16 protein-coding genes, 1 tRNA gene and 1 pseudogene are annotated in these 19,999 nt (G+C 54.0%); 5 read left to right on the top strand and 13 right to left on the bottom strand.

All coding sequences use genetic code 11. The features are described from left to right. Positions 1-47: 47 nt before the first annotated feature. The 3 genes from ACW9KT_RS16455 to ACW9KT_RS16465 form a co-directional block, all read right to left on the bottom strand. Positions 48-341: a hypothetical protein gene (locus ACW9KT_RS16455; RefSeq protein WP_457082338.1), complete on the bottom strand. Its 294-nt coding sequence runs from the start codon at positions 339-341 to the stop codon at positions 48-50. After that, the gene (locus ACW9KT_RS16460) at positions 338-1,102 is read right to left on the bottom strand and encodes an FkbM family methyltransferase (protein WP_457082340.1); all 765 of its coding nucleotides are present in this window, start codon (positions 1,100-1,102) and stop codon (positions 338-340) included. Before ACW9KT_RS16460 ends, ACW9KT_RS16455 begins: the two co-directional genes overlap by 4 nt. A gap of 67 nt (positions 1,103-1,169) precedes the next feature. Continuing rightward, positions 1,170-1,622 carry a hypothetical protein gene (locus ACW9KT_RS16465; protein ID WP_457082342.1) on the bottom strand — a complete coding sequence of 151 codons (453 nt, stop codon included), beginning with the start codon at positions 1,620-1,622 and terminating at the stop codon, positions 1,170-1,172. Positions 1,623-1,815: 193 nt separating this feature from the next. Here ACW9KT_RS16465 and ACW9KT_RS16470 point away from each other — a divergent pair. Beyond that, a tRNA-Thr gene (locus ACW9KT_RS16470) sits at positions 1,816-1,888 on the top strand. Positions 1,889-1,994: 106 nt separating this feature from the next. On the opposite strand, the gene ACW9KT_RS16475 is transcribed toward ACW9KT_RS16470, so the two are convergent. The 4 genes from ACW9KT_RS16475 to ACW9KT_RS16490 all read right to left on the bottom strand — a co-directional run bounded on the left by ACW9KT_RS16475 (position 1,995) and on the right by ACW9KT_RS16490 (position 8,346). After that, positions 1,995-5,912, bottom strand: a complete 3,918-nt coding sequence (locus ACW9KT_RS16475) for a PAS domain-containing protein (RefSeq protein ID WP_457082344.1) — start codon at positions 5,910-5,912, stop codon at positions 1,995-1,997. 182 nt (positions 5,913-6,094) lie between these two features. Continuing rightward, the gene (locus ACW9KT_RS16480) at positions 6,095-6,544 is read right to left on the bottom strand and encodes a Fur family transcriptional regulator (protein ID WP_457082346.1); all 450 of its coding nucleotides are present in this window, start codon (positions 6,542-6,544) and stop codon (positions 6,095-6,097) included. A gap of 210 nt (positions 6,545-6,754) precedes the next feature. After that, positions 6,755-7,303 carry a fasciclin domain-containing protein gene (locus tag ACW9KT_RS16485; protein WP_457082348.1) on the bottom strand — a complete coding sequence of 183 codons (549 nt, stop codon included), beginning with the start codon at positions 7,301-7,303 and terminating at the stop codon, positions 6,755-6,757. Positions 7,304-7,527: 224 nt separating this feature from the next. Beyond that, positions 7,528-8,346, bottom strand: coding sequence for a hypothetical protein (locus ACW9KT_RS16490; protein ID WP_457082350.1), 819 nt, complete (start codon positions 8,344-8,346; stop codon positions 7,528-7,530). 193 nt (positions 8,347-8,539) lie between these two features. Between ACW9KT_RS16490 and ACW9KT_RS16495 the strand changes: the two genes are divergently transcribed. Continuing rightward, on the top strand, positions 8,540-9,334 hold the full coding sequence (locus ACW9KT_RS16495) for an SDR family NAD(P)-dependent oxidoreductase (RefSeq protein ID WP_457082352.1): 795 nt from the start codon (positions 8,540-8,542) through the stop codon (positions 9,332-9,334). A 210-nt stretch (positions 9,335-9,544) separates the two neighbouring features. On the opposite strand, the gene ACW9KT_RS16500 is transcribed toward ACW9KT_RS16495, so the two are convergent. Continuing rightward, positions 9,545-9,904: a hypothetical protein gene (locus ACW9KT_RS16500; RefSeq protein WP_457082354.1), complete on the bottom strand. Its 360-nt coding sequence runs from the start codon at positions 9,902-9,904 to the stop codon at positions 9,545-9,547. 317 nt (positions 9,905-10,221) lie between these two features. On the opposite strand from ACW9KT_RS16500, the gene ACW9KT_RS16505 reads away from it, so the two are divergent. Continuing rightward, on the top strand, positions 10,222-10,842 hold the full coding sequence (locus ACW9KT_RS16505) for a C40 family peptidase (protein ID WP_457082356.1): 621 nt from the start codon (positions 10,222-10,224) through the stop codon (positions 10,840-10,842). A 172-nt stretch (positions 10,843-11,014) separates the two neighbouring features. Next, positions 11,015-11,368: pseudogene (locus ACW9KT_RS16510) on the top strand (YkvA family protein); the annotation flags it as partial. 563 nt (positions 11,369-11,931) lie between these two features. Here ACW9KT_RS16510 and ACW9KT_RS16515 read toward each other — a convergent pair. From ACW9KT_RS16515 to ACW9KT_RS16535, 5 genes are all read right to left on the bottom strand, one after another. Continuing rightward, positions 11,932-12,204, bottom strand: coding sequence for an acyl carrier protein (locus tag ACW9KT_RS16515; protein WP_457082358.1), 273 nt, complete (start codon positions 12,202-12,204; stop codon positions 11,932-11,934). Between the two features lie 110 nt (positions 12,205-12,314). Then, positions 12,315-15,746 carry an efflux RND transporter permease subunit gene (locus ACW9KT_RS16520; protein WP_457082360.1) on the bottom strand — a complete coding sequence of 1,144 codons (3,432 nt, stop codon included), beginning with the start codon at positions 15,744-15,746 and terminating at the stop codon, positions 12,315-12,317. A 17-nt stretch (positions 15,747-15,763) separates the two neighbouring features. Continuing rightward, positions 15,764-16,882: an efflux RND transporter periplasmic adaptor subunit gene (locus ACW9KT_RS16525; RefSeq protein WP_457082362.1), complete on the bottom strand. Its 1,119-nt coding sequence runs from the start codon at positions 16,880-16,882 to the stop codon at positions 15,764-15,766. A gap of 105 nt (positions 16,883-16,987) precedes the next feature. Next, a complete protein-coding gene (locus ACW9KT_RS16530; protein WP_457082364.1) occupies positions 16,988-18,541 on the bottom strand; it encodes a TolC family protein in 1,554 nt (517 codons plus the stop codon). Between the two features lie 33 nt (positions 18,542-18,574). Further along, positions 18,575-19,189, bottom strand: a complete 615-nt coding sequence (locus tag ACW9KT_RS16535) for a TetR/AcrR family transcriptional regulator (RefSeq protein ID WP_457082366.1) — start codon at positions 19,187-19,189, stop codon at positions 18,575-18,577. 240 nt (positions 19,190-19,429) lie between these two features. Between ACW9KT_RS16535 and ispF the strand changes: the two genes are divergently transcribed. Next, positions 19,430-19,909: a 2-C-methyl-D-erythritol 2,4-cyclodiphosphate synthase gene (gene ispF / locus ACW9KT_RS16540; RefSeq protein WP_457082368.1), complete on the top strand. Its 480-nt coding sequence runs from the start codon at positions 19,430-19,432 to the stop codon at positions 19,907-19,909. The last annotated feature ends 90 nt before the right edge of the window (positions 19,910-19,999 follow it).

A 19,999-nucleotide genomic window follows, 5' to 3' on the forward strand; every position in this document is an offset into this window, starting at 1 on the left:
TGCACAGATGCATCCGGCAAGGCCAGTTTTTAGCGTAATGAGGTGGGTTATTTTACCTCCTCGTATTCCACGTAGTCACCGCCTTTGAACTCAGTATCGGGGCGGGCTTTGGGCTGAGGTGGCACGTACTCCACGCGTACTTCGCCGGGCGCGGGGGTCGGGCCGGGCGGACGGCCGAAAGGTGAATTTTGCCCCCCAAACGGCGGCGCCTGGCCAAACTGCTGGCCGTAGCGGCGCACTTGCTTTTTGATGAACATCCCCACCACCAGCCGCAACACCACGGGCAGCACAAAGCGCACGAGCAGCGAGATGATGAGCAGGGTGAGAAAGAACTTGGTCATGGGCGGGAACTCGAGTCGGGTTGGAAGTAAAAATCGGCCGTGACGGCGCTGGTGAGTTGCGCATCCGAGCAGGGTACAAGTTCAGAACGCGCCGACAGCAAAAATGGTTTATAGCCCAGCTCAGCGAGCAATTTTACCACTGCCTGACGGTTTTCCAGGCCATTCAGCTCCGTTTGGATAAGAGGCCGGAAGCGGCGCAGCGTATTTCGCAAATGGCGAAACACCTCGTGCTCAAAGCCTTCGACGTCGCATTTTACAAAATCCAGGCGGGGCAAGTTGGCCAGCAGCTCGTCGGGCACGCGCATGGGCACCTCGTAGGTGCGGGCGTAGGTTTCGTTGGGGTTGGAGGCCGCAACTTTGGTCATGCCGTGGTGGAGCAAACCGTCGCGCTCGGGCGTACCCATTTTCACAGTGGTATTTTGCCCCCCAAGCGCGTAAGGCAGCAGAACGAGGTTGTCGTGGCCGCTGAGGCGTACGTTATCCTCCCATATTTTCTGAAAAGCCGGAATAGGCTCCACGGCCAGCACCTTGCCCGTAGGCCCGGCCAGCCGCGACAACGCCACTGAGTAGTAACCCAGATTAGCGCCAATATCCAGACACACAAAGCCGGGCCGGATGATTTTCTCCAGGAAAAATAGCTCTGGGTACTTAGCTCGCCCCCAGCCCGCTCCTACCAGCCGTAGGTATACGCGGCTCACGAAACGGATGTAGCGCTCGAAGCCGAGGGTCTGGACCAGAAGTTTGCGGAGCTGTTTTACCATTATAGCGGCAAAGGTAGCACCTGCGCCTGCGTTGTGGTATTATCCGCAGCGTTGCGAAGCACAACGGTTATTTTTTGCGCTTGCGGGTTGCGCACGCCGCGCCCGCCGCAGCTAGGCCGCCGAGCAGGTACCAGGCTACGGTCATGAGTTTAGTTTGGGTGGTGCGGTTGCTGGGGCCCTCGCCCAAGCCCATGGGGCCGGGCAGCACTACGCCGCCTACGCCGGCTGCTAAGCCGAGCACGGCGCCGCGCTGCCAGGCATTTTTACCGGCACCTACCAAGCTGTAATACAAGCCATTGGAAAGAATGTCGCCGGCCATGGTCAGGTTAAAGAGCGTGTCGTGGTCGGGCTGGGGGGCATTTGCTTTGCCCAGCAGCTTGCGCAGGCCGCGCATACCTAGCACATCCATGCGCGGGGCGGTTTTCGGAATAATATGGCGGACGGTTTCGTGGATGGCCGTGAGCACCACGGCGCCCACCAAGCCGTTGCCCAAGGCGCGCAATACAGAAGCAGATTTCATTGACTATAAGGGTCAGATGCCAAATAATTTCACTTTTAGGATACGCTGACACTTACCAAACGCATAAATGAAAGGGTACGTTGCGCAGCTCCAATTACCGGTTGAGGTCAGAAAAATTGCCCCCCAGCCTTGCACTAGTTTCCAGCGCCTGCCTATCTTTGCCTTCCTACGCGGCTACAGCCACACGGGAATCGCCTCTTTAGCTCAGTTGGTAGAGCAGCTCATTCGTAATGAGCAGGTCGTTGGTTCGAGTCCAATAAGAGGCTCATTAAAAAAGCCCCCCAGAAATTCTCTGGGGGGCTTTTTGCTTCTCACAATTAGACGAAAGCGGTGGCCAGCACCCAGCATTAGCATACAGCCCAACGCCGCTTACTATCCTTCATTTCGGAAGAATACCGAGAAAGTGGACCCTACGCCCACCTGACTTTCGACTTCAATTTTGCCCCCCGCATTCTCTACCATCTTCTTCACCATATACAAGCCAATACCGGAGCCTTCCACGTGGGTATGATAGCGCTGGAACATGGCAAATAATTGGCGCTGGCGGTTCAAATCTAGCCCTAAGCCGTTGTCCTGTACTTCCAGCACAATGTACTCCTCTTCGGTGCGGCAACGAACATGGACTTGCACTGGGCGGTCGGGCGAGCGATACTTCAGAGCGTTGCTAAGCAGGTTGTACACCACCGAGCGCAGGTTTTTCTCGGAAAAAGAGAGCGCCGGACAAGCCTGCACATCTACCTCCAAGTGAGCTTGGGTTTGCTCAAGCAAAGGCAGCAGATCCAGGCGTACGCCTTCCACTACATCGCCCAAATGCACGCTCACGGCAGGTTGGTCGTGCTCCTTTTGCAGCTTCGACACATCTGTAAGATGATCAATAGTAGATTTGAACCGATCCACCGCCCCCTGCATCATAGCCAAAATGAAGGGAATATCGCCGCTCTGATCAAGAACAGGTAATTGTGCTTCCAACGCATGTAGCAGGCCCTCAATATTGGTGATGGGAGCTTTCAGGTCATGGGAAGCCGTATAGATAAAGTTATCCAGGTCGATGTTGGTGCGCGTGAGCTGCTGATTTGTGGCCTCCAGTTCCCTATTAAGCGCGTAACCCTCGTCGCGGGCTTTGCGCAGCTTGTGGGTAAGCCGTTGCAGAACCTTGGCAGCTAATTTCTGTTCGTGAATATCGGTGGCAGCACCCACCCATTGTACAACTACGCCCGCGGCGTCGCGCACAGGTACTGCCCGGTCCAGATACCAACGGTACTCGCCAGTAGCCGCTAGACGCAGACGCGCTTCAGCCTGAAAAGTTTGTTGGGTGCTTACCGCCGTCAGCCAGGCCTGAACAAAAGGCTCCTGGTCGTCGGAGTGAATATACTCCTTCCAACTCAAGCCCTGCCCGTTGGCCGTAGCTGTAAACTGCTCCCAACGTGGGCTCAGATACGTCGTGTGGCCTGCTGCGTCGGCTTCCCACACAATCATCGGGGTGGTTTCGGCCAACCGTCGGAAACGGGCCTCGCTACGCTCAGCTTGCTGCCGCGCCTGCACCTGTTCGGTTACTTCAAAGGCAAAAACCAGCACGCCATCCACACAGCCTTGCTCATCATAGCGGGCTTGCTGAACAAAATTGAAGTAGCGGTCTTCTAAAAGACCATCATTGGGCCGCATTAAGGGAATAAGCAGCGCCTTCTCCTCATGTGATACTCCGGTCTGGTACACCTCCCGAAAGGTCTGATAGACAACATGTTCGGCTATTTCAGGCAATGCCTCTAAGATGGGCTTACCTAATAGCGTACGGTCGGGAAATAGTTGTTGATAACCTGGGTTTACTAACTCATACACCAAATCAGCCCCCCGGAGAATACATATGGCGGCTGGGGCCTGCATAAACAATTGCTCTAGCTGTTGCCGCTGTGCATCGCGCTGTTGGCGCACACGCACTTGCTCAGTTACGTCGTAGGCAAAGACTGACACCCCAATGACGCTTCCATTCTCTTTGTATGCTTGATAAGTGAAGTTGAAATAAGTGTCTTTGGGGACCTTACCATCCAGCTGATCAATAGTCAGCAGCAATTCATTTCCATAAAAAGTCTCGCCGGTCTGGTACACGTTGTCGAGCAGGGCTAGAAAACCCTGGGCTACAGCATCCGGCTGGGTTTCGGCGATAGTGCGGCCCCACATCTGTCGGCCCGGAAACAACTGCTGATACGCCTCATTATAGTACTCTATTCGGTGCTCGGGCCCGTGCAGTACACAGATGCAAGCGGGGGTTTGCTCGAATACCTGATAAAACGTTTCGCGCTCCTGAGCTAAGCGCTGGGCACTTGCCAGCACTTCCGCTTGTAACACGTCGGCTCGCTGCTGGGCCTGCACCTGCTCGGTTACCTCAAAGACAAAGACCAGCACCCCATCAATGTGGCCATACTCATCATAGCGGGCCTGCTGAATAAAGTTGAAGTAGCGGTCTTCCAGCACCCCGTCCTCGGGTCGAGCAAAGGGGATAAGTAGGTTCTGTTCGTGATGTGTTCCTCCTACTTCATATACAAGGCGTAACGTTTTGTATACAACGTTTCCTTCTATCTCTGGCATAGCCTCCAGAATGGGCTTATTCAGTAGCTGTCGGTCGGCAAATAATTCTTGGTAGCCTGGGTTTACTAAATCAAATACCAGATCGGGGCCGGAAAGCATGCAAATGGCCGCTGGCGCTTGCATAAACAGGCGATCCAACCGCTGGCGCTGGCGGTCGGCTTCTGTTTGGGCCCGCTGCAACGCTTGAGTGCGCTCCTGCACGCGGTTTTCCAGTTCGATGTTGAGCTGTTTCAGTTGCTGCTGGGTACGCACCAGCTCAGCGTTACTGGCTAAAAACTCCTCGTTAGCCGCTTGCAGCTCCGCATTTGTGGCGGCAAGCTCCTCATTCAGGTTCTGCACTTGCTGGCGACTAAGCTCTACCTGCCGACGCGCTTTTACCTGGGCTGTTACCTCGTAGGCAAATACCAAAATGCCCTCTACCGCGCCCGCCAAGTTGCGCGTGGCCTGATAAACGAAGTTGTAGTAGTTCTCGCCCAGGTCGCTGCCCGTATTAGTATGATCGAGTTGCACTAGCATTTCCTGGGCATAAAAAGTCTCACCCGTGCGGTATACGCGGTCGAGCAGCTCAAAAATCGGCTGCCCTGCTAGCTCCGGCATGGCCTGGCGAATAGGCTGGCCCAGCAGAGGCCGCTCCCCCACTAACTGTTGATACGACGGATTGATAAGACTAAATCGGTGCTCGGGCCCCTCAAACATGCAGATCATTGCTGGCGCCTGCATCAAGATGTTATATAGCTGTTGGCGCTGCAGGTCTGCCTCGGCCCGAGCTTCTTCCGCCTGGCGCGTCGCGGCCCCCAACTTCTCGTTTGCTTCCTTCAGCTCGTCGTTCAGTGCTTGAAGCTGCGTTTTGTTACGCTCCAGCATCTGACGAGCGAGCACCTGCTCGGTTACATCGTAGGCATACACCAGAATGCCATCTACCTTACCCGTTGCATCTTGGGTTGCTTGGTTGATGAAGTAAAAATACCGTGGTTCCGATTGGCCAGGAATAGCCCCGTCGAGGTAAATCGGAATCTCATTGCCGTAAAACGTTTCCCCGGTACGATAAACGGTATCCAGCAAACCAAAAAAAGGCTCGCTCGCCAGCTCGGGCAAGGCCTCGCGAATACCTTTACCTACCAGTTGCCGGCCACCGAATAGCTGATGATACAGCGGATTGGCAACGGTGAAGGTGTGACTGGGCCCGGCAAGACGGGCAATACAAGCTGGCGCTTGCATGATTAGCGTGTCGAGCTGTTGGTGTTGGACCTCAGCTATTGCGCGCGCCTCCCGCTCGCGAGCCTGACTTTCGCGTAGCGCCTCCTCTACCGCACTCAGGCTTCGGTCGGCGACCTCATCAGTGAGGTTTACTACCAGCAACTCACCACTACGCTGGGCCGCCAGCTGCACGCGCTTGATTACGCCAGCTTGCTGATAACTGGTGCTGTAGCGCTCGGCCCGGCTTGTTTCGAATACGCGCCGGTAAAAGGGCAAAAGTTCGGTGGCCAAAGCCACCGGGAATAGTGAAAGCAAAGTACCCTCGGGGCGCTCCGGCAGACCGGTCATCGTCTGGCCGGCTGGGTTTAGGTATTCAATAGCAAAGTCCGCCAGCTCATTGTTGGGCCCAGCTACCGGCCGCATCAGCTTGACAGCAGTCAACGAGACTTCTAACAAGGTTTGAAACAGGTTGTCTGCGGAGGAAGTCAACGACGCGGGCAAATCGGGCATAGCGGGCGAGGCAGGGAATTCTTAGGTACGATAACGCGCGGTAGTGAATGAAGGATACTACCGTGAATAGAAAACGACGTGCGAATCGGGCGTAGCTCTGGAGTTACTGAACACAACAGCCTACTTGAAAAAAGCCCCCCACGTTTCCTAATCTATGAGTGCAAGCAGTTTTAGAGTCTGGCTTAGTGGCTGCGTAGCGAGCTACTTGCAGGCTGACATTGCTGGCAAACTCCCGTCACGAGATACTCGCGCGCTACACCCTGAAAACCGAATGGCAACGGCACAACCGGGATATCAACCTGATTGAGACAGTACGTGTGCTCGCACGTAGAGCACTTAAAATGCACGTGGTTGTCGGCGTGGGCCTCTGGGCGGCACGCCCGCGAACACAAGGCATAGCGCAGCACGTCGGTGCTATCGATAACCCGATGAATCAAGCCTTTCTCCTCAAAGGTTTTCAGGGTACGATACAGCGTAATCCGATCAGTGCTGGCGTCCAGATGTTGCTCCAAATCATGATTAGACAGCGCGTAGGCTTTATCCAAAAAGATGCGCAGCACAGCTTGTCGCACGACTGTTTGCCGTAGGCCATGTTGGGTAAGTAAGGCCGTAACAGGATCAGAAGACACCATACAGATAAGGGAAGTGGTAAAGGTAGCCTAACGCAGAAGCGAAAGGTTTATCTACATAACCAACAAAAATACGGCCTAGTAGCCAGCTCATCGAAGAATTATGCTTTGGGCCAACTCCGGCGCTCTCCTCTGCTTCTTACCCCAGAAAAAAGGCCCGCTCCATAAAAGCAGGCCTTTTTTGATCTATCAAATAATACTAGTTACTGATGCTTACTTAGCGGGCATTAGTACGGCGTCGATGGAATGCACAGTGCCGTTGGTGGCTTTGATATCGGGGGTAGTGACGGTTGCTTTGCCACCTTTGGCGTCACTGATGGTTACAACATCGCCGGCGATGCTTACGGTAAGCGACTCACCCTGAATGGTTTTTATCGTCTGTCCGTCTTTCAGGTCGGCAGCCATTACGTTGCCAGGCACCACGTGGTAAGTCAGGATTTTGCTAAGCTGCTTTTTATTGGCGGGCTTCAGCAGGTTGTCCACTGTGCCGGCGGGTAGCTTTTCAAAAGCGGCGTTATCCGGGGCAAATACCGTGAAGGGGCCCGCCTTTTTTGCCTGATCGGCTAAGCCGGCAGCTTGCAGAGCTTTGAGCAACGTAGTGTGTTCGGAGGACAAGGCAGCGCTAGCAGCCAAATCCTTGTTGGTACCCGTGCCCGAAGTTGTGGCTGCTGGGGTCGAAGACATGGTTTGGGCGGTTGCGACACCGCTGGTTCCTAGCAGCGCGATAGTGAAAGCGCTAAGGATGATCAGTTTCTTTTTCATAGATAAAAGGAGGTGGTTGGAATGTGTTAATTCATCCAACAACCGTCGAGCTATCGAATAGTTGAGATTAATTGGTTTTAATACTTTATAGTCAATGAGTTCAACTCTATATCTCATTTATTCAGCCCGCATGTAAACCCTCTTGAAATGCCCCCAGGGCATAAAAAAAGAGCCGGACGTGATATTCACGTCCGGCTCTTTTTTTATGCCCTGGGGGCATTTACTTACAAGCTGCTATCATAGTCGGAGCCGGATGAGCTGCTGCCCATTCCGCTACCACCGCGGTAGCCTGACTGGCTGCCCGAAGAGGAGCCATAGTCGCTTCCGCTGCTGCTGCCTGAACGGTAGCCGCTGTTGCTGTCGCTGCTACCCGAGCGGTAAGTGCTGCCGCTAGAGCTTGAGCCGGAGCCGCTGCTTGGTGCTGGACGGTAGCCCGAGTTAGAGCTGCCCGAAGCTGCACTGGAGCCTGAACCGTAGCTGCCGCCTGAGCCGTAGCTGCTGGAACCATAGCTGCCTGTAGAGCCATATTTGCCCGACTCGCTGCTGCTAGAGCCACGATAAGCCGATTTATCTTTTTTGCCGCTCTTGCCTTTGTAGCTCTTGTAGCCTTTGTCACTGCTCTTTGAGCGCAACGCTAGCCAGCTAAGGCCACCGATGAGCAATGCACCACCTACAATTTGCTGTGTCGTGGTGAGCTTATTGAATTGCGTAGTTGCCTGAGGAATAAGATCTTTCACCGCTTGAGGGATCTGGATCTGGTTGAGCTTGTCGCTTAGTCCAAGCTGATCTGCCAAGCCCTTCACTGAACCGCCTATGCCAGCATCGCCTTGCTGGCCGCCTTGGCTCTGGCCTTGGTTTTGGTTATCCTGCTGGTCGCCTGAGTCGTTTGCGCTGCCACTGGCAGTGCTAGCCGAACCAGCAGCACCCGAAGGCTTATTGGCACCACCTTGTGCCGAAGAAGATTTTTGTGAAGCACCACCAGCGTTTGCGCCAGCAGATGAGGGATTAGATCCAGTGTTCGGTTGATTGGGCTTGTTTTCCATAACTAGGGAAGAGGGATAGATCAGAAAATTACATCCGACCGGCGGGTCGGACTAGCTTCTATATCGTATTTGTGGGGGGTGGGGTTGCGAATAAGCTGTACTTTTTCCTGTTGTCGAGTCATAACATTTCCTGTTGAGTATGAGTAAGTCAGGTATATCCTGCTCTCAATAACTACCCTAAAAACAGTCTTTTATGACGTCTTCTTCTCAATCAAACGTAGCCCTTATTACGGGGGCTGCCAGTGGTATAGGCCAAGAATTGGCTCATCTTTTTGCCAAGGATAACTACCAGCTCATCTTAGTCGATCAGAACGTGGATGGGCTGCGTCATTTTGCCGATCATCTGCGCAGTGTTCATCACTTGGAGCCTACAATTATTACGCAGGATTTAAGTCAGCCCCAGGCGGCACAACGCGTGTACGACGCCGTGAAGCAACATGGCTTGCAGGTAGATGTGCTCGTGAATGACGCCGGCTTTGGTGAGTATGGCCCCTTCCTCGAAGCTGACCCAGCCCGTAATGTGGCCGTTATTCAAACCAACATTACGGCGCTTGTAGAATTGACTTACCTATTTGGGCGCGACATGAAGCAGCGCGGACAGGGCCGTATTCTACAGCTTGCTTCTACCGCTGCTTATACACCTTCGCCCAATATGGCCGTGTATTCGGCTACCAAGTCGTTTGTACTATCGTTTTCGGAAGCTTTACATAATGAGCTAAAAGATTCGGGTGTAACGGTCACTGCCCTGTGCCCCGGCGCCACCGACACCGACTTCTTCGAGCGCGCCGGCGCCGAGGACACCAACGCAGCCCAAGGCAGCCTAGCCAATGCTAAGGATGTAGCCAAGGATGGCTACGCGGCGCTGATGAACGGTGAGATGCGCGTCATTTCGGGCATCACAAATAAGATTCAGGCCATGCTCAGCAACATCACGCCCGATAGTCTGGTGGCAGCTGGTATGCGCAAGATGTTTGAGGAGCAGAAGTAAGCTTATTCCAAGCTGAACAGTTAGCAAAGGTTGCTGCTTTCCGATGAGGAAGGCGGCAACCTTTTTTGTTTGCTCTAAAATGCCCCCAGCTTAACTCAAGCCTTTCGTCTTTACACTTTGAGAACTGCTAAGTCTTACTTTGTGGATCACACTACGCTGGCTGCTGATGGAAGTCGGATTGCAGCTCTTTAGCCAACAGTAAGCTCTGGCTTAGCCGCGTGCTCCTTTGTGCATTTGATCGGGGTCGGGCAGGGGCTTGCCACCAGCGTACAGGTGGGCTTCCTCGCGTCCAGCAACGCGGGCCTCGGCCTCGAACTTATTGTTGAAGTACCCTACCCGCGCCGACTCCACCAGGTACTTCCACAAAAACGGCAAGTGTCCATGTTCGCGGAATTGGCGGATATGGCACATCTCATGGGCAACCCAGTAAGGATCTTGTAGAAACTGCTCGCGGGTGGCCCCACTTAGGTGAATAGTATTGCCTAAAACCATGGCCACACTCCGCGACTGCAGCACGATACGAGCGATGCGGGCGAAGGGTGAGTTTTCAATGATTCTGGGTGAGGACATAACCTGCAATTTAAGCGGCGTAGTATACGCCAAACGGTTGAGTTGAGATGACAGTTGAGCTATGAATTTTCTGTCATAAACTTGTCTAAAATAAAGTTTTTTACCCCTTTTAAGGGGGTAAACTTGGACGACCGTTTTTTTATGGCTTAGCTTTAACCCGCAGGGCCAACCACAAACGGTCGGAAATGGCCCCCAAACAGTCACTTTTTACCCACCTTTTATTGGGCATTCAGCCCAGAGTTTTTTAGCTCATACGACCCACTTTTCGCCGCTTGCGGCTACGCCCGAATCCCGATTTCGCTCCCCTACGACGGACAATGAAACATAGCCTCCTGTATTGCCTCGCCGCTGCTTCGCTTACTCTCTCCTTCTTTTACGAACGAACCCCCGCCCCTGAACCCGGCACCGCTTCTAGCCCTGTTATCGCTGAAGCTTCTCTTTTTCCCGCTTGGAACCCGAATAATTCCGACCTTCCCCCGGCCAACAACTCGGCCCCCAGCTCCCGCGATTCGCTAGCGTATCATTACTACGAGCAAACTCTCGGTTTAGAGCTCAATTTCGACGAAAATAAAGACCTGCTGCGTACCGTCACTGACTGGCTCGGGACGCCCTACCGCTACGGCAGCAGCACCCGCCGCGGCACCGACTGCTCCGGCTTCGTGACCCGGGTCTTCAAAGAAGTCTATGGCATTACCCTGCAACGCAGCTCCCGCTCCATGTTTCAGAGCGTGAAGCGCATCAGCAAGAACGAAATGGAAGAAGGCGACTTAGTATTCTTCCGCCGCGGGCCCGGCCAGCCTATTTACCATGTGGGCATTTATTTAAAGAACGGCAAGTTCGCCCATTCAGCTACCAATGGCGGTGTTATGATAAGTTCCTTACGCCAAGCCTATTATAGCCGCAACTTCTATGCGGCCGGCCGCGTTGAGACTAATTAACTGGCCGCCAACTATTTTCCCGGTATTTAGCCCTACTCCAAAGAGTAGGGCTTTTTTGTTGATTTTCGGGGCGAATTTGGACCTAAAACCATTTTAAGCATTAACAGTATAGAACAGGCAACTGCCAGTCCAGCGCGGATTGGTTTGGTTCTACTCTTCAATTCCCTTCCTTATGAATACCCCGAACCCTAACGGCGACCAAATCGCCTCTTCTCCCCTCTTCAAAACCTTTCTTGGTAAGGCGGAAGAATACGTAAAGAAGCCGCTGCGCATTAAAAAGCTCCTCAATGACGCCTATCAGAAAGCTAGCGAGAAAAACGAACTAGGCACGCTGGCCCAGGAAGCTTGGGAAACGCTGCAAGTGCTGTTCCGGCTGGTGCGCACGTCCATATCAGGTGAGTATACGGGCCTGCCTTCAACTACCGTGGTGGCGGCCGTGGCGGTACTTATTTATTTCCTGAGCCCCATTGACCTGATTCCAGACTTCATTCCGGTCATTGGCTTGCTCGATGACGTAGCGCTGCTGGCTTGGTTTACCACAAAGCTGAAGACTGAAATGGACCATTTCGAGGAGTGGGAAAGGACTCGCCCAACCGTAGTTCACACCGACGGCCCAGTGGATAGCCCTTCCGGTGGAGCTGTTACGCTCACCTCCTCTGATGGCACTACATCAGAGTCGGGGCCGAAGCCGCAAAATGCCCCCCAGACCTCGCCCGACCACACCCAAGACCGCAATCCGAATCATGGAGTGGAAGCGCCTGAGTCGGCCAAACGTATGGGTACCGTCGATATTGACCATCCGGCGGCTGGTTCCAGCCACCCACATTCTAACACCGATTCGGGCATCTCTTCGCCCGATAGCAGCAATCCTAACCCCAGCCTGACTGGCCCTAACGACACGGTGCCCAAAACGAACGTACAGCCCCACGCCGACGATACGTATAACACCGACGGTAGCCGTACCCGCAACGACAGCTCGAACGACTCGGGTGGCAATGTCCGCTAAAAAGAGTTGAGTTGAACACAAAAAAGCCCCCCAGCCTAGGCTGGGGGGCTTTTTTGTGTTCATTCGTGAGTGTCTTCTCTCAGTTACGCTACCTGCCGGACATCGGCTGTGTGTGAAGCGACATAGCTAACCAGATCACCAACCGTGCTCAGGGGCACTTCATCGGGGATCGTGATTTTAAAGCTACGCTCGAGTTCGAGAATGATGTCAACAACATCAACCGTGTCAAAGCCGAGTTCACGGCTTAGGTTGCTGCCGATACGCAGGCGCGTGGGCTTAATAGCCTTGCGCTTGCTGATAATACGCAGCACTTGCTGCTCGATGGTAGAAGGGATGGAGGTAGAGGAGGGGATCATAATAAGGGGAGGTATACAGAGGGTAGACTGTGAGACCTGAGAAGCGAGACTTTGTTTAATTGGTGTTGATCAACCAAACGTCTCACTTCTCATTTCTCGTGTCTTACAGTTTAAGCTTCAGCTAAAACAGGTGGGCGAGTGGCGCGAATTTCTTCTGCGTCGGCGGGGGGCGTTACTGGGGCATCGGGGTCGTTTCCGGTAATCTTGGCGCGGAGCCGTTCATTGATCAAATACATTACAGGGACTACTACTAGGGTAATAATGGTTGCAAAGCTAAGCCCGAAAATAATCGTCCAGGCAAGCGGCCCCCAGAACACTACCGATTCGCCTCCGATGAAGAAGTGCGGCTCGAAAGAGTTGAACATCTCATAGAAATCAATATTCAAGCCAATTGCAAGTGGGATAAGTCCTAGAATGGCGGCAGTGGCCGTCAAGATCACCGGATTCAGGCGGGTACGACCCGCAAGCACGATAGCTTCCCGTAGCGGCATGCCCTGAGAGCGAAGCATATCCGTGAATTCTACCAGCAGAATGCCATTTTTTACCACGATACCCGCCAGCGCAATAATTCCTACACCAGTCATTACAATACTGATGTCCATGCCCGTAATAGCCAACCCGAAGAACACTCCGGCAATGGAAAACAGTACCTCGGACAAGATGATCAGCGGCTTACTAAAGGAGTTGAACTGGGTAACGAGGATGAGGAAGATGAGACCCAGCGCCAGCGCGCCTGCTAGGGGCAGGAAGTCGCTGGTTTCCTGTTGGTTTTCCTGAGCGCCACCCATTTTGATGGTGTAGCCGGGGGGCGTGGGGAAATTATCGAGTGCCGATTGGATTTCGCGTACCACGTCGGGGCCAGTGAAACCGTTCAGAACGTTGGAGGAGATGGTGATAACCCGCTTCACGTCTTTGCGCTTGATGCCACCATAGGTGGTGCCGTACGTTACGCTGGCCACCGAGCTGATCGGCACCTGACGCACCTGGCCCGTAGCGTCGCGGAAGGTCAGCGGAGCATTCACAATGGCGTTGACGTCGTCGCGGTAAGGCTTGGCGTAGCGAACCTGAATAGGGTACTCATCGTCGGGCGTCTTGAATTTGCTGGCTTCCGAGCCGTAAATAGACGTTCGCACTTCCATACCAATCTGGGCAGTGCTAATGCCTTCGCGGTTGGCCCGGGCACGGTCGATGTTGACGGCAATTTCCGGGTTGCGGTCTTCCAGATTAGAGCGCAGTTGCTCCACGCCGCCGATTTTCAGCGAGTCGATGTACTGCGTTACCTTCTTGGAAAGCTTCGCCAGCTGCACGTAGTCGTCACCGGCAACCTCAATGGCGATTTCCTTACCAGTAGGAGGCCCGCTAGCTTCCTGATCCACCGAGACTTCGGTGCCAGGAATGCCTTTCACTACCTCCCGGATTTTGTCCATATAGGTGCTGGTGGCCGGGCCTCGGCGCTCGCTCAATTCCTTGAACGCCACGCCAACCTTACCAAGGTGAGACTGCGACACTCCCGGTGCGCCCCCTTCAGTGCCGTCGGTCGCGCCGATGGCCACGTTAGTAATCACTGATTCCACGTCGGGGTTGTTGCGGCCAATAACACCGTAGATGCGGTTTTCAAGCTCCTTCGTCACCGAGTCCGTCACTTCCACGCGGGTACCGACGGGCATTTTCAAGTAGGTATACACGAACTTGGGATCGCCTTTAGGGAAGAAAGCTACCTTAGGTCCGCGCAGAGCTACTGCCCCAAACGAGCCGAAGAACAGCACCACTACGCCCACCATTACTAGAGCCGGGTGGCTAATAGCCCAACGCACCAAGCTGGCATAGCCATTCTGAAAACGCGGTAGGGCCCGGGTCTGGAACCAAGCAATCATCTTCGAGAACACGAACACGTTGAGGAAGCAGAACAGGATGATGGTCAGCATGAGGTTGCCGACGAAAGGCGAGCGGAACAAGTAGCCAACCACGGCAATCAGAGCCAGCACACCCATAGAAATCAGGAAGGTGCGGGTCAGTTTGGGCTTGTTCTCCTCGTTGTGGTGGTCTTCGCGCTGCATAAAGCTCACGGCAAACACCGGGTTCATGATAAAGGCCACCACCAGCGACGACATCAGTGTCACGATAAGCGTCACGGGCAGGTAGTACATGAAGGAACCCACGATACCAGGCCAGAACAGCAACGGCACGAAGGGCGCCACGGTAGTAAGCGTACCAGCTAACACCGGCACAAATACTTCCCCAGCCGCAAACTTGGCGGCTTTCGGCGTATCCAGGTTGGGATGCTCGTGCAGCATGCGGTGGGTGTTTTCGATAACCACAATGGCATCGTCCACCACAATTCCCAGTGCCAGCAAGAAGGCAAACAGCACAATCATGTTCAGCGAGAAGCCGAAGATGGGGATGAGCAGGAAGGCCAGGAACATAGAAAGCGGCACCGAAAGGCCCACAAACAGCGCGTTAGTGGTGCCCATGAAGAACATCAGAATCAACGTCACCAGCAGGAAGCCAATGATGATGGTGTTGATGAGGTCGTGCAGCGTTACGCGGGTGTCATTGGAGGTATCACCGGTGATGGTGATGGTCAACTCCTTGGGCAGCGACGTTTTCGACTCCTCTACAATCTGCTTGATTTTGTCGGAAGCATCAATTAGGTTTTCGCCCTGCCGCTTCACCACGTTTAGGGCAATAGCAGTTTTGCCGTCGAGGCGGGCGTATGATTCGCGGTCCTTGAAGGCATCCTCTACCGTGGCAATGTCGCCAAGGCGCACAGCCGAGCCGTTCAGGTTCTTGATCTGAATGTCAGCGATATCTGAGGCCTTTGTGTACTGGCCAGCCACGCGCACGGCACGCTTTTGGTTGCCCACATTAATGGAACCACCCGAAATGGTGACGTTCTCCGAGCCAATGGCCCGCTGAATATCCGAGAAACCTAGGCGCGAGGCCCGCAGCTTGTTCAGGTCCACGTCCACGTTTACCTGGGGCTCCAGAGCACCCACGATGTCGACGCGGGTGATTTCGGGCAGCGCTTCAATTTTATCCTGGAAATCATCAGCGAACTTCTTGAGCTGGCTCAGCGGCAGATTGCCGGCCAGGTTGATGTTCATGATGGGCATCTCCGAGAAGTTTATCTCGTTCACCGTTGGCGGCGAAGGCAAGTCGTTGGGCAACTCGTTACCGGCCTTGTCCACGGCGTCCTTGATGAGCTGCTTGGCGTACTGCACGTCCACGCCGGAGTCAAACTCCACGTCCACGATGCAGTAGTCTTGGTTGGAGGTGGAGTTAATTTTCTTCACCCCGTTCACGCTCTTGATTTCTTTCTCAAGCTGGCGCGTCACCAAGTTCTCGATGTCAGTGGGCGAGGTACCGGGGTAAATCGTGGCCACGATGATACGCGGAATCACGATATCCGGAAACTTCTCCTTGCCCAGTTTAATGTAGGCAAAGATGCCCGCAATACACAGTATCACCGTGATGATGTAGATACTGGTCTTGTTATTAATGGACCAACTGGTTGGTCCAAATTCTTTTTCTAGTTCCTGCATGGCTTGGTTTCTAGCTTTTACAGGCTTACAACCTGTCCTTCATTGATATTCTGATAACCGGCGGAAATAACTTTATCATTGGCGGCCAGGCCACTAGTCACTTCTACTTCACCATTGTAAGTAGCTCCCGTCTGGATGACGCGCTTACGAGCAACGGGAGTGTTGCCCTTTTGCTCTACCACATACACATAGCTGTTCTGCTCATCGCGCTGTACCAAGTCTACGGGTACTACCGTGGCATTCTGGCGAGTATAGTTTTCGATGCGCACGATGGCTACCATATTGGGACGCAGCTGCAAGTCGGCTTTGCCGTTGAGGCGCAGCTCAACCGTGAACGTGCGGCTGGTAGGGTTAATGGAGCTGCTTACCACGCGCACCGTGGCGGGAAACTCCTGGTTGCCCATATCTGGAATCGTGACGATGGCCTTGTCGCCAGCCTTAATGCCGCCCGAGTAGCTTTCCGATACGTCGGCCAAAATTTTGCCCCCCGTACTGCTAACCAATCGCACCACCGGCGTGCCAGGAGCTACCACTTCTCCCTGCTTTGGCAATACCTCATCTACGGTACCCGCGAAAGGTGCGGTCACGTTGTACAGTTCGCGCTGCCGGCTGAGAGTGCTAAGGTTGCGCTGCAAGGACTCGTAGTTGTTTTTGGCCTGCAAAAACTGAATCTCGGTACCAATCTGCTGGTCCCAAAGACGCTTTTGCTTTTCATAAACTACTCGGGCCAGATCGAGGCGGGTACGTAGTTCGGCGGTATTAGCGTCCAGCACGCCAGCGTCGATGGTAGCGAGCACCTGGCCCTGACGAACCCGGTCGCCGCGCTGCACGCGCAAAGTGGTAAGTGAGCCAGCCGAGCGGGCCGACACGGTAGCGTTCTGATCAAAGTCGATACGGCCCTGCACTTCTAGGTAGCTGCGAAAATCGGCGGGCTTCAAGTTCAGGACTGATACCGGCACAGCGGTCAGGGCCGCAGAAGGAGCCGCCGGACCAGCTTTGGCTTCCAGAGCGGCAATCTTCGCCTGGTTTTCAGCTTGTTCTTTTTTCAGCGCGGCCAGCTCAGCCTGCGGATCCTTCTGCCCGCAGGCAGCCAGAAGCGTCAAAGCAAGAATGGCGGGAGTGATGCTGTATTTCATGGGTAAAGGCGATTCACTAACTAACTGAAAGGATGAAAAAGAGTGCGACTGGGGGGCATTTATTGTGCACCGATGGAGCAAAAAGCCCCCCAGTCGCCGCTATATTTATTTGTTAGGCTGATACAGCGTACCGGCGGCTTTATCGAAATCGACCTTAGCCACCAGCGCGTCATAGAGCGAAGTGTAGTAGTTGGTTTGGGCCTGGCGCAAGTCGGTTTCGGCCGTAATCACCTCCAGGTTAGAGCCTACGCCCTCCTGAAACTTGATTTTGGCTACCCGCGCTACCTCCGTGGCTAGCTCGAGGTTGGCCTTCTGGTTAGCCAGCACGTCGAGCGTATTTTGCAGGCTGGTCTCGCTCTGGCGGCGTTCCAAGTCGATACCTTGCTGCAGGGTAGTAAAGCCCTTTTGTACTTGCTCTAGCGCAAGTTTGCCTTGCTGAATAGTAGAGCGCTTGCGAAAGCCATCGAACACCGGAATCTGCAACGCCAGGCCGTAGTTACCGAAGCCAAACCAGTTTTGATTCAGAATTTGTCGGCCGGTAGGCGTGGTAGCTCGGGAGTCAGGTCCGCGGAAATCCATCAGCCCACCCAGACGCGGATCGGAGCCGATGAAGCCATAGTTAGCAGTAAGGTTGAGCGTAGGCAGATAGCCAGCCCGACGGTTACGCACATCAAGCGCGGCTAAATCACGCTGAGATTCCAGCACTTGATATTCAATGCGGCGGCTATAGTCGAACTCATTGCCGGCGCTTTGCAGGCGGTTACGCTCAGCTTCCACTACGGCTGCGTCCAGGCGGTCGGTGAGGTTGACAGCTTGACGCTGGTCGAGGCCCATTTGAAACTTGAGCAAAGCCACGCTCAAATCAATCAGGCGAGCGGCGTTCTGCTGCTGAATGCGCAGATTATTAAGCTGCACTTGTAAGCGCTGCACATCCAGCTTTTCGACAAAGCCTTCCTTAAAGGTCTGTTGCGTCTGGTAGAGCAGGGTATCGAGGCGTTGCACATTGCGGGCCAGCAACTGGAGCTGCTCACCAGCAACCAAGGTGCTGTAGTAAGCCTTCGACACCTGTTCCACCACCTCAATCTCCGTTTGCTGGCTTTGGCGCACCGCTAGCTTCTCGTATACTTTGGCGGCTTTCAACCCCAGAAAAACGGAAGCGTTGAATAGGGGTTGCGAAGCATTTATCGCAGCATTGCCTTGGTAGCGCAGACCAAAAGCTAATGGCTGCGGCCCGTCCGACTCTATTGGTGTGTAAACTGGCGGCAGCACTACACTCTGACCGTCTCGCACGCTGTTTAGCTGCTCGGGAGTGAGGTTAGCGCCGTCAAGTCTGCCAGCCCCGCCCGCAAAGGCACCAAAATCGACGAGCTGGCGCTGGAGCTTGAAATTGTCCGTCACGCCGCCCCCAATGTTGATTTGGGGTAAGCCGCTGGCTTTCACTTCATTGATCCGAGCCGAGGCAATCTGCTCGTTGAGGCGCTGAGATTGAAGGGTCGACTTGTTCTGCAAGGCGTAGTCGATGGCCTGTCGTAAACTCAGCGACATGGGCGCGCTAGAAGCTGGCGACTGGCCCTGAGAGGGCGTTTGGGCGAGTAGTTGGTGCAGCCCCAGAAAGCTCAGCAGCAAGGCGAGCATTAGAAGGCGAAGCGAGTTTTTCATAATAAGCGGGAAGCAGTAAGCGAATCGTTGTCCTTATTCTTCTTCCGTCACATGACGGTACTCATTTATCAGCTTGTGACCCCGAAGAGTGGCCGAACCAAGCATAAAGTGCTCAAGGCAAATGTGTTGCACTCGGCTTGGATCAAACTGGCGGGGTGGGTAGAAGTCGGGGTTAAAGGCCAATTCTATTTGGGCCAGCCGGAGGCGGGAAAGCACTTCTATATCTAGGTCGGCGCGGTACACACCCTCGGTAATGCCGCGATGGAGATTGTTAATGATGCTTTTTAGGATAAACTGGTTTTTATGGTCTACCCATACCTGCCACGCCTGAGGATGATATTTCTGCAGGTCGTAGAAGATGCTGGGGTGAATGTTAGCCATTAGCTGCTTGCTCCATTCCATCATCTGAAACAACTCTTGTAGCGCGTTCGCCGAGTTGGCAGCCATGCCAGCACAGTCTTCTTCTTCCTGCGATAAAAAGTTGACAATAACAGCATGCACGATCTGATCCTTATTCTCAAACCATTTGTACAAGGTCTTCTTTGACATGGCCAAGTGCGTCGCGATGTCGTCCATCGAAACACTCTTGATTCCGTTGCGCATAAATAGCGTCTGAGCTGATTGTAAGATGCGGTCTTTGATTTCCATAATTCTGGGACAAAGATACGCAGGAAACTTTCATTGAATCCAAAGTTTCCATTAATTTTTTATTAACTCTTCTTCGGCTATTTATCGACTGGAAAGACGCAGGTAACCCTTGGTTACTTTATTAATCGTCAACTTTTTTTTCTGGGGGCAAATTCATCGCTTTTAGCTGACCGTGGGCGTCATTTCTACTTTGGCGTAACTTGCTCCTCAATTCCACTCTTCGCCTCACTTTTTTCTTCCATGAAAATCCGTACCGGCTTCGGCTACGACGTCCATCAGCTCCAGGAGGGCCTCCCCTTCTGGTTGGGGGGCATTCAGGTGCCCCACACCCACGGCGCCCTAGGCCACTCCGACGCTGACGTGCTCATCCACGTTATCTGCGATGCCCTGTTGGGCGCGGCCAACCTGCGCGACATTGGCTTCCACTTCCCCGACACCGACCCACAGTACAAAGGCATCGACAGCAAACGCCTGCTGGCCGAAGTAGTGCGCCTGATCCGCGAGCGGGGCTACAGTATCAGCAACATCGACTCCACCATTTGTCTGGAGCGCCCTAAAGTCAATCCGCACATTGCCGAGATGCAGCGGGTGCTGGCCGAGGTAATGCAGATTGACGCCGACGATATTTCCATCAAAGCCACTACTACCGAAAAGCTCGGTTTTGTGGGACGGCAGGAAGGTGTGGCCGCTTACGCCTCCGTGCTCATCAGTAAGCCCTAGCAGTATAGCTGGGGGGCAAAATTGAAGTTCAACCAAGCGCTAGGCAATTTTTCCGCACTTCCTGCGTCTTTCTCCCCGATTTATTCCCAC

Source organism: Hymenobacter sp. HD11105 (genome assembly GCF_054051685.1).

Coding starts and splice junctions, on each gene's coding strand:
- ACW9KT_RS16505 (WP_457082356.1), top strand. CDS start 10,222: ATGAAACATAGCCTCCTGTATTGCCTCGCCGCTGCTTCGCTTACTCTC.
- ACW9KT_RS16465 (WP_457082342.1), bottom strand. CDS start 1,622: ATGAAATCTGCTTCTGTATTGCGCGCCTTGGGCAACGGCTTGGTGGGC.
- ACW9KT_RS16530 (WP_457082364.1), bottom strand. CDS start 18,541: ATGAAAAACTCGCTTCGCCTTCTAATGCTCGCCTTGCTGCTGAGCTTT.
- ACW9KT_RS16535 (WP_457082366.1), bottom strand. CDS start 19,189: ATGGAAATCAAAGACCGCATCTTACAATCAGCTCAGACGCTATTTATG.
- ACW9KT_RS16490 (WP_457082350.1), bottom strand. CDS start 8,346: ATGGAAAACAAGCCCAATCAACCGAACACTGGATCTAATCCCTCATCT.
- ACW9KT_RS16475 (WP_457082344.1), bottom strand. CDS start 5,912: ATGCCCGATTTGCCCGCGTCGTTGACTTCCTCCGCAGACAACCTGTTT.
- ispF (WP_457082368.1), top strand. CDS start 19,430: ATGAAAATCCGTACCGGCTTCGGCTACGACGTCCATCAGCTCCAGGAG.
- ACW9KT_RS16520 (WP_457082360.1), bottom strand. CDS start 15,746: ATGCAGGAACTAGAAAAAGAATTTGGACCAACCAGTTGGTCCATTAAT.
- ACW9KT_RS16525 (WP_457082362.1), bottom strand. CDS start 16,882: ATGAAATACAGCATCACTCCCGCCATTCTTGCTTTGACGCTTCTGGCT.
- ACW9KT_RS16460 (WP_457082340.1), bottom strand. CDS start 1,102: ATGGTAAAACAGCTCCGCAAACTTCTGGTCCAGACCCTCGGCTTCGAG.
- ACW9KT_RS16455 (WP_457082338.1), bottom strand. CDS start 341: ATGACCAAGTTCTTTCTCACCCTGCTCATCATCTCGCTGCTCGTGCGC.
- ACW9KT_RS16495 (WP_457082352.1), top strand. CDS start 8,540: ATGACGTCTTCTTCTCAATCAAACGTAGCCCTTATTACGGGGGCTGCC.
- ACW9KT_RS16485 (WP_457082348.1), bottom strand. CDS start 7,303: ATGAAAAAGAAACTGATCATCCTTAGCGCTTTCACTATCGCGCTGCTA.
- ACW9KT_RS16515 (WP_457082358.1), bottom strand. CDS start 12,204: ATGATCCCCTCCTCTACCTCCATCCCTTCTACCATCGAGCAGCAAGTG.
- ACW9KT_RS16480 (WP_457082346.1), bottom strand. CDS start 6,544: ATGGTGTCTTCTGATCCTGTTACGGCCTTACTTACCCAACATGGCCTA.
- ACW9KT_RS16500 (WP_457082354.1), bottom strand. CDS start 9,904: ATGTCCTCACCCAGAATCATTGAAAACTCACCCTTCGCCCGCATCGCT.